The 15,820-nt window shown below is 65.9% G+C and carries 12 protein-coding genes; 6 read left to right on the top strand and 6 right to left on the bottom strand.

What is annotated here, in order from left to right; genetic code table 11:
• The first annotated feature begins 36 nt into the window (after window positions 1-36).
• Complete coding sequence (hrpA, locus tag R3P95_RS02335; RefSeq protein WP_317547216.1) at window positions 37-3,933, top strand: ATP-dependent RNA helicase HrpA; 3,897 nt, start codon at window positions 37-39, stop codon at window positions 3,931-3,933.
• A 12-nt stretch (window positions 3,934-3,945) separates the two neighbouring features.
• Here hrpA and nrdR read toward each other — a convergent pair whose 3' ends face one another.
• Complete coding sequence (gene nrdR / locus R3P95_RS02330; RefSeq protein ID WP_008716872.1) at window positions 3,946-4,410, bottom strand: transcriptional regulator NrdR; 465 nt, start codon at window positions 4,408-4,410, stop codon at window positions 3,946-3,948.
• Between the two features lie 100 nt (window positions 4,411-4,510).
• The gene (locus R3P95_RS02325; protein WP_317547213.1) at window positions 4,511-4,924 is read right to left on the bottom strand and encodes a hypothetical protein; all 414 of its coding nucleotides are present in this window, start codon (window positions 4,922-4,924) and stop codon (window positions 4,511-4,513) included.
• A gap of 385 nt (window positions 4,925-5,309) precedes the next feature.
• Here R3P95_RS02325 and lexA point away from each other — a divergent pair, with 385 nt between their 5' ends.
• On the top strand, window positions 5,310-5,993 hold the full coding sequence (gene lexA / locus R3P95_RS02320) for a transcriptional repressor LexA (protein ID WP_149406047.1): 684 nt from the start codon (window positions 5,310-5,312) through the stop codon (window positions 5,991-5,993).
• Window positions 5,994-6,068: 75 nt separating this feature from the next.
• Here the strand turns inward: lexA and R3P95_RS02315 are convergent, their stop codons facing one another.
• The 3 genes from R3P95_RS02315 to ptsP all read right to left on the bottom strand — a co-directional run bounded on the left by R3P95_RS02315 (window position 6,069) and on the right by ptsP (window position 10,385).
• Entirely contained in the window at window positions 6,069-7,211 is a 1,143-nt protein-coding gene (locus R3P95_RS02315; RefSeq protein WP_068050674.1) for an acyl-CoA dehydrogenase family protein, read from the bottom strand.
• Window positions 7,212-7,360: 149 nt separating this feature from the next.
• Window positions 7,361-8,632, bottom strand: coding sequence for a uracil-xanthine permease family protein (locus R3P95_RS02310; protein WP_283346946.1), 1,272 nt, complete (start codon window positions 8,630-8,632; stop codon window positions 7,361-7,363).
• Window positions 8,633-8,654: 22 nt separating this feature from the next.
• Window positions 8,655-10,385: a phosphoenolpyruvate--protein phosphotransferase gene (gene ptsP / locus R3P95_RS02305; protein WP_317547212.1), complete on the bottom strand. Its 1,731-nt coding sequence runs from the start codon at window positions 10,383-10,385 to the stop codon at window positions 8,655-8,657.
• 171 nt (window positions 10,386-10,556) lie between these two features.
• On the opposite strand from ptsP, the gene R3P95_RS02300 reads away from it, so the two are divergent.
• The 4 genes from R3P95_RS02300 to R3P95_RS02285 are packed head-to-tail and all read left to right on the top strand — an operon-like array spanning window position 10,557 to window position 14,685.
• Window positions 10,557-11,324 carry a DeoR/GlpR family DNA-binding transcription regulator gene (locus R3P95_RS02300; protein ID WP_068050675.1) on the top strand — a complete coding sequence of 256 codons (768 nt, stop codon included), beginning with the start codon at window positions 10,557-10,559 and terminating at the stop codon, window positions 11,322-11,324.
• A complete protein-coding gene (locus R3P95_RS02295; RefSeq protein ID WP_149405912.1) occupies window positions 11,321-12,331 on the top strand; it encodes a 1-phosphofructokinase family hexose kinase in 1,011 nt (336 codons plus the stop codon). Before R3P95_RS02300 ends, R3P95_RS02295 begins: the two co-directional genes overlap by 4 nt.
• 9 nt (window positions 12,332-12,340) lie before the next feature.
• A complete protein-coding gene (locus R3P95_RS02290) occupies window positions 12,341-14,386 on the top strand; it encodes a PTS fructose transporter subunit IIABC (RefSeq protein ID WP_149405913.1) in 2,046 nt (681 codons plus the stop codon).
• Between the two features lie 41 nt (window positions 14,387-14,427).
• Window positions 14,428-14,685 carry an HPr family phosphocarrier protein gene (locus R3P95_RS02285; RefSeq protein WP_068050678.1) on the top strand — a complete coding sequence of 86 codons (258 nt, stop codon included), beginning with the start codon at window positions 14,428-14,430 and terminating at the stop codon, window positions 14,683-14,685.
• Between the two features lie 30 nt (window positions 14,686-14,715).
• On the opposite strand, the gene R3P95_RS02280 is transcribed toward R3P95_RS02285, so the two are convergent.
• A complete protein-coding gene (locus R3P95_RS02280) occupies window positions 14,716-15,819 on the bottom strand; it encodes a hypothetical protein (protein WP_149405914.1) in 1,104 nt (367 codons plus the stop codon).
• Between the last annotated feature and the right edge of the window lies 1 nt (window position 15,820).

Genomic DNA, 15,820 nt, shown 5'->3' with positions numbered 1-15,820 from the left:
CGGCGGTTGCGTCGATGCGGATATCCTGGACAGAGTATGTCTAACTCGAATTTGTCCGGTCAGCGAAAATCTCTCGCCACACGTCTGGCAGACGTCACGATCCGGGACGAGAACCGGCTGCGGCGGCGACTGGACAAGGCTCGTACCGACGACGCGTTCGCCGCTCTCGAACGCGATGTCGCCCGCGCCGAGACGGTAGTGGCCAATCGCCGGGCGGCGGTGCCGACCCTCGAGTTCCCCGAGTCGCTTCCGGTCAGTCTCCGCAAGGACGACATCGCAGCCGCCATCGCCGAACACCAGGTCGTCATCGTCGCCGGTGAGACCGGTTCGGGTAAGACCACTCAGATTCCCAAGATCGCTCTCGCACTGGGCCGCGGAATTCGCGGTTCGATCGGCCACACTCAGCCTCGACGCCTCGCTGCCCGCACGGTGGCCGAACGCATCGCCGAGGAGGTGGGCGAGCCCCTGGGTGAATCCATCGGCTACAAGGTGAGATTCACCGACCAGTCCTCGGATTCGACCCTCGTCAAGCTGATGACAGACGGCATCCTGCTGGCGGAGATCCAGCGAGACAGACTGCTGCGACAGTACGACACCCTGATCATCGACGAAGCGCACGAGCGCAGCCTCAACATCGACTTCATCCTGGGTTACCTGGCGCAGCTTCTCCCCCGGCGTCCCGACCTCAAGATCGTCATCACCTCGGCGACGATCGACCCCGAACGGTTCGCCCAGCACTTCGCGCGGGACGGCGTGCCTGCCCCGATCATCGAGGTCTCCGGTCGCACGTTCCCGGTCGAGATGCGCTATCGGCCACTGACCGTCGACGCCGGGGACACCACGATCGATCTCGACCCCGTCGACGCGACCTGTCAGGCCGTCGACGAGCTGATGGCCGAGGGCGACGGCGACATTCTGGTGTTCCTGTCCGGTGAACGCGAGATTCGCGACACCGCCGACGCCCTGAACGATCGCAATCTCCGCAACACCGAGATCGTTCCTTTGTATGCGAGACTCTCTGCGGCCGAACAACACCGAGTGTTCTCCCCGCACTCGGGCCGACGCGTGGTGCTCTCGACGAACGTCGCGGAAACATCGCTGACGGTCCCCGGCATCCGCTACGTGGTCGACCCCGGTACCGCTCGAATCTCGCGATATTCGTTGCGCACCAAGGTGCAACGACTCCCCATCGAGCCGATCTCCCAGGCGTCGGCGCGGCAGCGGGCCGGCCGCTGTGGCCGCGTCGCCGACGGCATCTGCATCCGGCTGTATTCCGAAGAGGATTTCGAGTCGCGTTCACAGTTCACCGAGCCGGAGATACTGCGCACCAACCTGGCGTCGGTCATCCTGCAGATGACTGCACTCGGGCTGGGCAAGATCGACGCGTTCCCGTTCGTCGAACCGCCCGATCCGCGCAGTATCAGGGACGGAATCGGACTGCTCGAGGAACTCGGGGCGCTGAAGCCGGCCACCAAGGACGGCACTGCAGAGCTGACCCCGATCGGCCGGGAACTCTCGGCACTGCCGGTCGATCCTCGGATGGCTCGGATGCTCGTCGAGGCCAACGGCAACGGCTCTCTTCGCGACGCGTTGGTGGTCGTGGCGGCCCTGTCGATTCAGGACGTTCGCGAGCGGCCCGCCGAGCATCAGCAGGCAGCGGACGAGAAGCATGCACGCTTCGCAGTCGAGAACTCCGACTTCCTGGCGTACGTGAAACTGTGGACATATCTGCGCGAGCAGCGAAACGAATTGTCCTCCAACCAGTTCCGACGCATGTGCCGAACAGAGTTCCTGCACTACCTACGTATTCGTGAGTGGCAGGATCTGCACGGCCAACTGCGTCAGATCACCCGCGGGCTCGGGTGGACGGTGCCCGACGCCGATTCCACCGAGACCGCCCTGCATCAGTCGCTGCTGTCCGGACTGCTCTCGCACGTCGGGCTCAGGGAGGGGGACAAACGCGAGTTCCTCGGCGCGCGCGGAGCTCACTTCGCGATCTTCCCGGGTTCGGGTCTGTTCAAGAAGCCCCCGCGGTGGGTCATGGCCGCCGAACTGGTCGAGACCGGACGCCTGTGGGGCCGCATGGCCGCCCGCATCGAACCGGAATGGGCCGAGCGACTCGCACCGCACCTGGTCAAGCGGACGTACTCGGAACCGCATTGGTCGATCAAGCGTGAATCCGCGATGGCCTACGAGCGGGTGACGCTGTACGGCATTCCGTTGGTGACGCAACGTCCGGTGAACTATCACCGTATCGACCCCGAGGCGTCCCGAGAGCTGTTCATCAGACATGCGCTGGTAGAGGGCGAATGGAAGACCCAGCACGCGTTCTTCCACAAGAACAGGGCGCTGCTCGACGACGTGGGTGAACTCGAACATCGCGCCCGACGGCGCGACATCGTCGTCGACGACGACGCTCTGTTCGACTTCTACGACGCCCGTATCGCCCCGGAGGCGGTCTCGGCACGACACTTCGACACCTGGTGGAAGAAGGCCCGCAGGCAGGATCCGGCCCTGCTCGACTTCACCACCGACACGGTCGTCAACTCCGACGCGGCCTCGGTACTGACCGGCGCGTATCCCGACGCATGGCGACAGGGCGAGATCCAGTTTCCGCTGACCTACCAGTTCGAGCCGGGCACGGCGGCCGACGGAGTCACCGCACGAATTCCGATCGCTCTGCTCGCTCAGGTACAGCCGGTGGGCTTCGACTGGCTGGTCCCTGGGATGCGCGGCGAGTTGGTGGCCGCACTGATCAAGACGCTTCCGAAAGCGTTGCGCCGCAATGTCGTGCCGGCCCCCGACTTCGCAGCCGCGGCATTGGCGGTCATGCGGCCCCGCGCCGAAACGTTGGTGACGGCATTGGCCCGTGAGCTCTCGCGGGCGGCCCAGTGCCACATCACGGCGAAGGACTTCGATGTTGCGGCACTCCCCGAGCACCTGAGAATGACGTTCGCGGCCGTCGACCCGTCCGGAAAGGTGTTGGGCAGCAACAAGGATCTGACCGCTCTGCGTACCGGTTTGTCCGGTGAGGTCGGCCGCCAGGTGGCCAGCGCGGTGGGCGACGCCGAGCGTGCGCCCTCGCTGGCGTGGACCTCGAGCACGCTGGGACGGTTGGAGTCGACCGTCACCCGAGATGTGGGAGGCCAGAAGGTCACCGGCTATCCGGCTTTGGTGCCGGAAGGACCGGGCGTGGCGGTTCGAGTCCTGAGCACCCCTGCTCAGCAGCGGGCAGCGATGCGTTCCGGAACCAGGGCTCTGCTGCTGTCGACTGCGCCGAAGGGCACCAAAGCACTGTTGGCCGGATTACCGACGGCGGAACGGCTTGCCCTCGGCCAGAATCCGTACGGCGGAGTCGATGCACTGCTCGAGGAATGCCGGGTTCTCGCGGTCGAGGAAGCAATGGACGCGCACGGTGGACCGGTACGAGATCCCGAGGCTTTCGACAAGCTCAGGGCGCTCGTGCACGCGGAGGTCCCGCAGCGTACCGCCGCGGTCCTCGCCCTGGTTCGTCCTGTGCTGACCGCTGCCCTGGCTTTGTCGGCGCAACTGCAATCAGCCTCGGGTGAGCCGGCAGACGATGTTCGGGAGCAGCTCGACGGCTTGATCTTTCGCGGATTCGTCACCGAGTTCGGTTCTCGCAGATTGGCGGACCTGCCGCGCTATCTCGCGGCGGCGACGAAGCGGTTGGCCACTCTGCCGAGCAGCGCAGGCCGTGACGCGGCGGCGATGGATGTACTCGATCGGGTGTACGCGTCGTACGGACGACTGCTGGATTCGCTTCCGGAGAGCAGAAAGAACAGTTCCGGGGTGCAGGAGTTGTTCTGGATGATCGAGGAGCTGCGCGTGGGACTGTTCGCCCAAGGGATTCGTACGGCGTATCCGGTCTCCGAGAAGCGTATCGAGAAGGCGATCTCGGACCAGAGCCGCTGACGGGCGGAACTGTCAGTCGATGTCGGCGGACTCGCGGTGCTTACGCAGTTCGTGGATTTCCTTCTCGAAGTCCTCGGCCGAACTGAACGAGCGGTACACGGAAGCGAAGCGCAGGTACGCCACTTCGTCCAGATCACGGAGCGGACCGAGAATGGCCAATCCCACCTCGTTGCTGGGGATCTCCGCTGATCCCGCTGCACGGATTGCGTCCTCGACCTGCTGTGCCAGCAGGTTGAGCGCATCGTTGTCGACATCTCTGCCCTGGCACGCGCGTCGAACTCCCTTGACGACCTTCTCGCGGCTGAACGGCTCGGTCACGCCGCTGCGCTTCACGACTGCAAGCACTGCTGCCTCGACGGTCGTGAAACGACGACCGCACTCCGGGCAGGAGCGACGCCGCCGGATTGCCTGTCCCTCGTCCATCTCACGCGAGTCGACCACGCGTGAGTCGGGATGCCTGCAGAACGGGCAATGCATGAGGGACCCTCCGTCGTAGCCGATGCTCCGACGACGAGCACGCACATCGGGGCAGTCCACCGAGGATACTCAGCCTTCTCGAACCCGACGGGGGCGGTGGTCATCTGCCGGTCGTGTACTCGACGAGAGCTCCGTCGTGCACTTCGACCACACCGGCCGGCTGCACACCTGCATCGGGTGCGACGGCTCGCAGGTTCGCGATGCCGATCAGACCACCGGCCACGACGACCACTGCGAGCATCCACAACACCAGCGATCGCAGTCGAACCGGCTGGCTCGCGAAGTGCGCGGAGGTCGCGTCGAACTCGCGATCGGCCTCCTCACGATCGGTGACGTCGGTCCACGACGGGTCGAGGACCGGAACGCACGGTGCGCTCTGCGTACGGGGCACCGTGGTGACACCGTGCATCCCGAGGGGACTCCGCAGAACGGGACGGGCCCGGCGACGACGCTCGACGACGGTCGACCGGGCACGGACACCGGCGGCGGTGGGGCGATCGGTGATGATGGTCATCGGAACCTCGACTTCGCTCGTTGGATCGATTGTTCGATCAGGCGTTCGATGGACGCTTGTTCGAAGTTCTATCACGAGCCTCCGACAAAGTCTGCAGAAAACGCGACACGAGTCGAACAGATGTTTGATTCAACAGCTGATACACGCTAGATTCGTGTCAGAAACCACACGCCACACGAGTCGACACCATCAACTCCAGTCCGCGCAGACCTACCCCGCAGACCGGATCCCAGGACACCAGCAGGAGGCCGACAGCATGAAGGACGAGACCTCGACGAGGTCGACCACGCGTTCCACGACGACGGGTTCCAGGACGACCGGAGCCAAGGCCACCGCCACCAAGGCCGCAGCAGGAAAGTCGGCTGCGGAACCCACGTCAAAGGCCATGGAGGTCGGCACCGACATCAGTGCGGGTCTGACCGAGCGGCAGCGGAAGGTACTCGAGGTCATTCGCGCGTCGGTCACCGAGCGCGGCTACCCGCCCAGCATCCGCGAGATCGGCGATGCGGTCGGTCTGACATCGACCTCTTCCGTTGCTCACCAGCTGCGCACCCTCGAGCGCAAGGGCTTCCTCCGGCGCGACGCCAACCGTCCCCGTGCCGTCGACGTCCGGGGTCTCGACGAGGTGCAGGCCGACCAGGCTGCCGCCGCGGTCGACGGTTCGCCCGCGTCCGAGGAACAGGATCGGTTGCCGACCCCGACGTTCGTGCCGGTGCTGGGCCGGATCGCCGCCGGCGGTCCGATCCTGGCCGAAGAGGCCGTCGAGGACGTGTTCCCGCTCCCCCGCGAGCTGGTCGGTCAGGGCTCTCTGTTTCTGCTGAAAGTGGTCGGCGAGTCGATGATCGACGCGGCCATCTGCGACGGCGACTGGGTGGTGGTTCGTCAGCAGTCCGTGGCCGACAACGGTGACATCGTCGCTGCGATGATCGACGGGGAGGCCACCGTCAAGACGTTCAAGCGGTCCAAGGGCGAGGTGTGGCTGCTGCCGCACAATCCGCTGTTCGAGCCCATTCCGGGCAACAACGCCGCGATCCTCGGCAAGGTCGTGACCGTGATGCGCAAGCTGTAGAGATCGTCACGGCAGTGACATGCGAAGGGCCGCAGCACATGTGCTGCGGCCCTTCGCGTTCTTCGGATCAGCGGATCACAGATTCAATCCGCGGCCGATGATCTCCTTCATGATCTCGGTGGTGCCGCCGTAGATGGTCTGCACACGGGAGTCCATGTACGCCTTGGCGATCGGGTATTCCTTCATGTAGCCGTAGCCACCGTGCAACTGCAGGCACCGGTCGATCAGTTTGACCTGGTTCTCGGTGGTCCACCATTTCGCCATGGCAGCTTCTTGGACGGTCAGCTTGTCTTCGTTGAGCAGTTCGATGAACTTGTCCACCATGATGCGGGTGGCGGTGGTCTCGGTGGCCAACTCCGCCAACACGAATCGGGTGTTCTGGAACTTGCCGATCGACTTTCCGAAGGCCTTACGGTCGCGGCAGTACTGGATCGTCATCTCGAGCGCGGATTCCATCGCGGCGGCCGCGACGACGGCGATCGACAGGCGTTCCTGGGGCAGATTCTGCATGAGGTAGATGAAGCCCATGCCTTCCTCGCCCAGCAGGTTGGCGGCGGGCACGCGCACGTCGGTGAAGCTGAGTTCGGCGGTGTCCTGAGCCTTCATGCCGATCTTGTCGAGGTTGCGGCCGCGCTCGAATCCGGGCATGTCGCGTTCGACGACCAGCAGGCTGAAGCCCTGTGCGCCCTTCTCGGGGTCGGTGCAGGCCACGACGATGATCAGGTCGGCGTTGATTCCGTTGGTGATGAACGTCTTCGAGCCGTTGAGCACCCAGTCGTCGCCGTCACGGACAGCCTTGGTCTTGATGCCCTGCAGGTCGCTTCCGGTGCCGGGCTCGGTCATCGCGATCGCGGTGATCAGTTCGCCGGAGCAGAATCCGGGGAGCCAGCGCTGCTTCTGCTCGTCGTTGGCAAGGTCGATGAAATACGGCGCGACGACGTCGTTGTGCAGGGTGAAGCCGATACCGCTGTATCCGCCGCGGGTGGTTTCCTCGGTGACGATGGCGTTGTAGCGGAAGTCCTTGACTCCGCCGCCACCGAATTCCTCGGGCGCTGCCGTTCCGAGGAAGCCCTGCTTACCGGCCTCGACCCAGACGTCGCGGTCGACGATGTTCTGCTCTTCCCACTTCGCATGGTTCGGCGCTACGTGCTGATCGAGAAATTTCCGGTACGACTCCCGGAACAACTCGTGCTCGGGCTCGAAAAGTGTGCGTTCCACGCAGATCTCCTTGTTCGGTGCATACCGACATCGACCTGTGAACGGTGTCATTCGCGGTCGTCGGTACGACTGACATCACGCTCCAACAGTACGTTCGGGACGTCACGGAGGTCGATGACCAAAACGCGCGCGATTCGTGACCGACCCCGCTACCGTGCGCGTTTGCCCGCCCTTCTCGCGAGCGCCGAGACGATCGGGTACCCGAGAAGGATGCCGACGGAACCCCACGCGATACCGCCGAGCTCGACCGATCCGACGGACAGCGTCAGGTCACCGATTCCGGCGACGAGCGCTGCAGCGACGACCATGAGATTGACCGGATCGGTGAAGTCGACCTTGGCGTCGGTCCAGATGCGTACGCCCAGCAGCCCGATGAGGCCGTACAGAACCAGGGTTGCGCCGCCGATGACCCCGTCGGGCACGGTGAAGATCAGTGCACCGAACTTGGGCGAGAACGCGAGCACCGTCGCGGTGATCGATGCGACCCAGTACGCGGCGGTCGAGTAGACACGAGTGGCCGCCATGACGCCGATGTTCTCCGCGTAGGTGGTGGTTCCCGAACCGCCGCCCGCTCCGGCCAGCGTGGTCGCCAGCCCGTCGGCGATCAAGGCGTCGCCGGCCACATCGTCGAGGTTCTTGCCGGTCATCGCGGCGACGGCTTTGACGTGCCCCACGTTCTCGGCGACCAGGACGATCACCACCGGCAGCGCCACGAGGATCACCGACAGCTCGAACGACGGTCCACGAAACTCGGGCAGACCGATCCAGCTCGCAGCGCTCAATGCGTCGAGCCGCGGTTGCGCGATCCCTCCGGTGACTGCGGCGAACACCCAACCCACGACGACGCCGAGCAGGATTCCCAGTCGCCCGATCAGGCCAGGTCCTACCGCTGTCGCCAACAGAATCGCGACCAGGGTGATGGCTGCGATCAGCGGCTGTGCCTCGAACGACGTGGTGGCGGCCGGTGCCAGGTTCAGCCCGATGAGTACCACGACGGCACCGGTCACGACGGGCGGCATCGCCGCGTCGAGTACCCGCTGCCCTGCGAACTTCACCACGAAGCCCACCGCTGCCAGTACGACGCCCACACACAGCACGGCTCCGAGCTGGGCGGCAGGTCCGTCGGCTTGGGTGGCACCGAGCGGGGCCAGAAACGCGAAGGAGGAACCCAGGTAGCTGGGCACCCGGCCTCGGGTGATGACCAGGAACAGCGCCGTCCCTATGCCCGAGAACAGCAGTGTCGTCGACACCGGAAATCCGGTGATCGTCGGAACCAACAGGGTCGCGCCGAACATCGCGACCACATGCTGCATTCCGATACCGATGGTACGGGGCCACGTCAATCGCTCATCGGGCGAGACCACCGCCCCGGCGTCGACGGTCTTTCCGTTTCCGTGCAGCGTCCAACCGAGAGTTCTCATGATGGAAGGCAACACTATTGGATCAGCCGAGAATCGCGCTCACTGCCTCGCGGGCAGCGGCGGTGCTGTCCGTTTTCAGGGCGGCCGCGGCCGCTTCCTTGCACTGAGCGAGCGTGACCGTTGCCAGTTTCGACCCCACGTGCGCGACGGCAGCCGACGCAGCCGAGAGCGAGGTGATGCCCAGCCCTACCAGCACGCAGGCCAGCAGCGGATCGGCAGCGGCCTCACCGCAGACTCCGACGGGCTTGCCCGCCTTGGCTCCCGCGGCCGCGGTGTGCGCCACCAGCGCCAACACGGCCGGCTGCCACGGATCGGTCAGGCCGGCGAGCTGAGCGGACATGCGGTCGGCGGCCATCGTGTACTGCGCCAGATCGTTGGTACCGATGGACAGGAAGTCCACGTGCTCGAGGATGTGTTCGGCGAGCAGAGCGGCGGCGGGGATCTCGATCATGACCCCCGGAGTGAGTCCGCGCTCGCGGACGTCGGCAGCGAAATCCTTTGCCTCCAGCGCCGTCGCGATCATCGGAGCCATCACCCACGGGGAGGAATCGGTCGCCTTGGCGGCTGCTGCGATGCCGTCGAGCTGGCGGTACAGAATCCCTCGATCGGCCTCGGCGATGCGGATGCCGCGAATGCCCAGGGCCGGGTTGGCCTCGTCGGGATGAGTGGCGAACCGAAGTGGCTTGTCCGAGCCGGCATCGAGAGTCCGAACGACGACCTTCTTGCCTGCGAACGCGTCGAGTACCTGTGCGTAGATCTCGGCCTGCTCGTCGACGGTGGGTTCGGAGTCGCGGTCCAGGAAGCACAGCTCGGTACGAAACAGACCGACGCCGTCCGCTGCGCTCGACCGCGCCGCGCGAGCACCGGCACCGTCCTGGACGTTGGCGAGAATGTCGACTGCGTGGCCGTCGGCGGTGGTTCCGGGACCGACCCACTGGGATACCCGGTCGAGCTCGTCGCGGGCAGACACCACGGCAGCGCGGGCCGAGTCGGCGTCGGGTTCGAGATCGATGCGGCCGCTGGTTCCGTCGACCGATGCGTTCGTACCCGCTGCGATGTCGTCGAGCCCAGCCACGGCGACGATGCACGGAATGCCCAGCTGGCGCGCAATGATCGCGGTGTGACTGGTCGGACCGCCCAGCGAGGTGGCGAGTCCCACGATCAGGGTGGGGTCCAGGCCGGCGGTGTCGGCGGGCGCAAGGTCGTCGGCGAACAGCACCGACGGTTGGTCCGGTACCGGAACACCGGGCTCCGGAACGCCGAGGATCTCGGCGATGACGCGATCGCGAATGTCGCGCAGATCGGTCACACGCTCGGCCATCAGCCCGCCGAGCTGGGTGAACATCGCGGCGAACTTCTCCGTTGCCGCCGCCGTTGCCGTGACGGCAGAACTGCCCTCGGCGATCGAGGAGCGAGCGGCCCCGAGCCATCCGCGGTCGGTGGCCATCGCGGCGTTGGCAGACAGAACCTCCGAAGCAGCGCCGGTCGCGAGCTCCGCGCGACCGCGTAGTCGGGAGGCGACAGCATTCGCTGCGGCGTCGAAGACGGCCTTCTCGGACTCCCGATCGGCCTCGGCGACCTCGCCGGTGTCGGCCGGGATGGACGGGCGGGCACCGGGACGAATGACGGGTCCGTATCCGACGCCGGGCACGACGGGTGTGCCGCGCAGTGTCGTCTGCGCTGCTCCGGCCCCGGCTGCATCGACTGTCGTGTCGGTGTGTCCGGTCGAAGCGGTGCTAACCGATCCCGTCATGTGGTCCTCCTCGGATCCTGCGTGAACAAAGGTCATCGCATCTGTTCGGCGAGCTGTGGCGTACTCACTCACTTGCCTGTGTTGTGACCGAGATTACTCCAAACCCTTGACATGTCAACACACACGGGCGTAAAACAACATAAAGCAACATCAACCGGGAAGGAGACGCAGGTGTACGCCGAAGAACGCCAACACGCCATCGCCGAACTGATCAGCACGCACGGCCGCGTCTCCGTCAACGATCTGTCTGCAACGTACGGCGTCACCACCGAAACCGTGCGACGCGATCTCGCCACCCTCGACCGAATGGGAGTCGTCCGCCGCGTCCACGGTGGAGCAGTACCCGCGTCCGCACTGACCACACTCGAGCCCGGCGTCTCCGAGCGAGAGTTCACCCGCGCCGACCAGAAGGACGCCATCGCAGCCGCGGCGTTGTCCTTCCTGCCACCGGTGGGCGGCAGTGCGGTGTTCGACGCGGGCACCACGACGGGCCGGTTGGCGGGCCTGCTTCCCCACGACCGCGAGCTGACTCTGGTGACCAACTCGGTGCCGATCGCCGCCCGGGCCGCAACCATGCCGAGCGTGAGTCTTCGACTGCTCGGCGGGCGGGTGCGCGGAACGACCCAGGCTGCCGTCGGCGACGAAGCACTGCGCGCCCTCGAATGGCTACGGGTGGACGTCGCGTTCATCGGTACCAACGCCATCAGCGTCGGGCACGGCCTGTCCACCCCGGACAGCGACGAGGCAGCCGTCAAGCGCGCGATGGTCGATGCAGCCAACCACGTTGTGGTGCTCGCAGATTCGTCGAAGATCGGACGCGAGCACCTCGTCAGCTTCGCCCGAGTGCAGTCCATCGACGTCATCGTCACCGACAGCGACATCTCGAACAACGACCGTAAGAAGCTCAGCGACAAAGGAATCGAGGTGGTGATCGCATGATGGTCACACTCACGGCCAACCCGAGCATCGACCGCACGGTCACGCTCGACACACCACTGGTTCGCGGGGGCGTGCACCGGGCATCGACGTCGGTCTCCGACCCGGGTGGCAAGGGCGTCAACGTCGCTCGTGTCCTCGGCGGATCCGGAATCGACGCGATGGCCGTACTCCCGGCCAATGCCGGAGACCCCCTGCTCGACGCGATGTCCGACAAGGGCGTGCGGTACTCCGCCGTTCCGACGTCGGGGCCGGCCCGTACCAACATCACGGTGAGCGAGGTCGGTGGCACCACCACCAAGATCAACGAGCCCGGTGCGACGGTGTCGGAGCAGACCCGCACCGAGCTGCGGGAGCGAATCCTCTCTCTCGCAGTCGATGCCGAATGGGTGGTGCTCTCCGGTTCGCTTCCGCCCGGTCTGCCCGTCGACTGGTACGCCGAGCTCGTCACGGCGCTGCGTGCCACGTCGGCGAAAGTTGCGGTGGATACCTCCGACGAGCCACTGCTCGCTCTCGCGGCGGCCTTCCCGGCGTCGGCACCCGATCTGATCAAACCCAATTCCGAGGAACTCGCCCAACTCACCGGGTACGATTCCGAAGAGTTGGAAAGCGCAGCGGCGCAGGGTGATCCGACGGCTGCGATCGCAGCCGCCACCATCCTTCTCGGCCGAGGTGTCGGCGCGGTGTTGGCCACTCTCGGCAGCGCCGGAGCCGTTCTCGTCACCGAGGACGGATCCTGGTACGCCAGCCCACCCCCGATCACCGCGGTCAGCACGGTCGGCGCAGGCGATTCCTCGCTCGCCGGCTACATCCTCGCCGACGCCGAGAACTGTTCCGACGCAGACAAACTTCGCCGCGCCGTCGCCTACGGAACGGCGGCAACCGCGCTTCCAGGCACCACGCTTCCACTGCCCGAGCAGACCCACCCGAATTCGGTGACGGTCCGTGCGCTCGACATCCCCACCTCCGTCACCCCGTCCACGCTCTCCCCTTCTTCGAATCGTCTCTAGGAGCCTGCAATGTCCACCCCCACCGAAGATCAGCAGATCATCGCCGAGGATCTGATCCTCCTCGACGCCGATCTCGGCGAATCCAAGGAAGCCGTCATCGAACGCCTCGCAGGCGTTCTGGCTTCCGCGGGTCGCGCAACCGAGACCGATGCTCTGCGCGACGCCGCTCTGGCCCGCGAAGCGCAGTCTGCAACAGGCCTGCCCGGCGGCATCGCCATCCCGCACTGCCGCTCCGAAGCGGTCACCTCGGCCTCGCTCGGATTTGCCCGACTGAATCCCAAGGTCGATTTCGGTGCCCCCGACGGCCCCGCCGACCTCGTGTTCCTCATCGCCGCGCCGGCCGGTGCCGGATCGGCACACATGAAGTTGCTCTCCAGCCTGGCGCGCGCCCTGGTCAAGCCGGAGTTCGTCACCTCGCTGCGCAACGCGTCCTCGGCAACCGAGATCGTCACGCTCGTCGACGGCGTCATCAACCCTGCTGCCAAGCCGGCCGCTACGACCACTGCGGCAGCTCCCGTGTCGACCGCCGAGCACAGCGCGGCCGCCACCCCGGCCGAGGCCACTGCCCCCAAGCACATCGTCGCAGTCACCGCCTGCCCCACCGGAATCGCGCACACCTACATGGCTGCCGATTCCCTCGTCGCCGCCGGTGAGCGCGCCGGAGTCACGGTGCACGTCGAGACCCAGGGCTCGAGCGGCAGCACGCCGCTGGACCCGAAGATCATCGCCGGAGCCGAAGCAGTCATCTTCGCCACCGACGTGGGCGTCAAGGGCCGCGAGCGTTTCGCCGGCAAGCCCGTCATCTCCTCGGGCGTCAAGCGCGCCATCAACGAGCCCGACGTCATGCTCACCGAAGCCCTACGCGCTGCACTGAACCCGGACGCAGCTCGCGTCGGCGGTACCGCAGTGGCTGCCGGCTCGAACGACTCCGCAGGTGAACTCGGCTGGGGCACCCGCATCCGCCAGATCCTGCTCACCGGCGTCAGCTACATGATCCCGTTCGTCGCTGCCGGTGGTCTGCTGATCGCTCTCGGCTTCCTGCTCGGCGGATACGAGATCTCCGGAGTTGCCGAGGACATCGTCGTCAACAACTCCATCACCTCGCTGCCCGAAGGCGGAATCGCCGCCTACCTCGGTGCCGTGCTCTTCCAGATCGGCGCGCTGTCGTTCAGCTTCCTGGTGCCCGCACTGGCCGGCTACATTTCCTACGCCATTGCCGACAGACCAGGTCTGGCACCGGGATTCACCGCAGGTGCGGTGGCCGTTCTGGTGGGTGCAGGCTTCATCGGCGGTCTCGTCGGTGGTCTGATCGCCGGCTTCGTCGCACTCTGGATCAGCAAATGGAAGATCCCCGCAGTTCTGCGCGGACTCATGCCGGTCGTCATCATTCCGCTGTTCGCCACACTCATCGTCGGCGCAATCATGTTCCTGCTGCTCGGCAAGCCGCTCGCCGCGATCACCAGTGGACTCACCGACTGGCTCAACGGCCTCAGCGGTTCCTCGGTCATCATCCTCGGCATCATTCTCGGCCTGATGATGTGCTTCGACCTCGGCGGACCGGTCAACAAGGCAGCCTACGCATTCGCCACCGCAGGCCTGTCTGTCACCGACACCGCGTCGCTGCGCATCATGGCAGCGGTCATGGCCGCAGGAATGGTGCCGCCACTGGCCATGGCACTCGCCTCGACCGTTCGCGCACGCCTGTTCACCGAAGCCGAGCGCGAGAACGGCAAGGCCGCATGGTTCCTGGGAGCTGCATTCATCTCCGAGGGCGCAATCCCGTTCGCCGCAGCCGACCCCTTCCGTGTCATCCCCTCGATGATGGCCGGCGGCGCAGTGACCGGTGCGATGATCATGGCGTTCGACGTCACCCTCAGCGCACCGCACGGCGGCATCTTCGTGTTCTTCGCGATCGGAAACATCCTGTGGTTCATCCTTTCGCTGGCAGCGGGCACCATCGTCTCCGCGTTCCTGGTCGTCTCGGCCAAGCAGTTCGTCAAGGGCAAGAACGCCCCGTCGGACGCCGAACTCGATCCCGCACTCGCCACCGTCTGACACTCGCTACGATCGCAACAACCCCACTACGAAGGAGCACCATGCCCAGCACCACAGTCGCCGTCGGATCCTCGATCGGTCTGCACGCCCGCCCCGCAGCCCTGATCGCCGACGCCGTCGCCGAAGCCGGCGTAGACGTCACCCTCGCAGTGGCCGACTCGGAGCCGGTGGATGCAGGTTCGGCCCTGATGATCATGACGCTCGGCGCCACCAAGGGCACCGAAGTCACCGTCAGCAGCGACGACCAGGCAGCACTCGACAAGGTGGTCGCACTCGTCGAAGCAGACCTGGACGCTTAGGTCGTTCCGCAGGCTCCACTCCTGCGACGCCTAACGAGAACGCATCGATCGCCGGACGGTGAATCCCACCGCTCCGGCGATCAGCACCACACCGGCAGCGACGGCCGCTCGGAATGACCATTCCGAGTCCGTCGCTGCTGGCGTTTGCGGCGACTGATCTGCGCTCGAGGTCGGCGACACCGACTCCGGCGCACTGGATTCGGCGGCGGTGGGCTCCGGAACAGCGAACTCGAGAGACAACGCATCCGTGAATCGAAGAATCGGCGGAAGGCTTCCGTCCGTCGGAGCGAAACCCGCTTCCGATGCGAGGAGCAGACTTCCGTCGTCGAGGAACGCCAGTGCCTCGCCCTGCGGTTGATCGGGCAATGCCATCACTGCCCGTGGCGTGGCAGGATCGACCAGCGCGGACGCGATATCGCCAGCGGAAGAATCGAACAGGTACGCGTCGGTGTACGTGCGCACCGCGGCGACGCTGCCGTCGGCGCTCACCGCTCCCCCGGTGGCCAATATCGATCCGACCACGAACGGCGGCCCACCGACCGTGTCCGTTGCGGTGAACGCCAGGTCTCCCACCTTGCGCATCGGCGTCGGCCCGGGGCTGCTCAGATCGGTGACCGATTCGTCGCCTGCAGGTACGTACACCCCGCTCACGCCCGAGAGTTCCTTGGTGACGATCACCGGTCTACCACCGGGCTCGATCAGGATCGCCTCGGCGTCATGTGCGCCGTCCGGGTAGGTCAGTCGGTACAGTTCGCCCGCACCCGATGCCGGGTCCATGCGCGTCAATGCCACTGTGTCGCGTCGCATCTGATTGTCGCCGATGTCCGCCAACCACAGCGAGCCGTCGTACGAGGTCAGGTCTTCGACGTCGTACGGGTCGACGGGAACGTCGATCCATCGCTCGACCGTGCAGTCGGCACCGAGCGCCGCGACCCGATCATCGGCTCCGCTGTCGCCGATTGCGTAGAGGACCCCGTCGATCGAGGTCAGGCCTGACAACTCGGCGAGACCAGGATCGGTTGGTCGACAATACGTTTCGGTCTCGATCGGAGCGGCGAAGGCAGGCACCGACAACGCGACCGTCGTGGCGACCGCAGCCGCGGCCGCTCCGCACACCACCAGCCGTGGCCCCACC

The organism is Rhodococcus cercidiphylli, assembly GCF_033042225.1.
GTDB lineage: Bacteria > Actinomycetota > Actinomycetes > Mycobacteriales > Mycobacteriaceae > Rhodococcoides.
The sequence above is the reverse complement of the archived record's forward strand: the minus strand, read 5'-3'. Positions and strand labels throughout refer to the sequence as shown.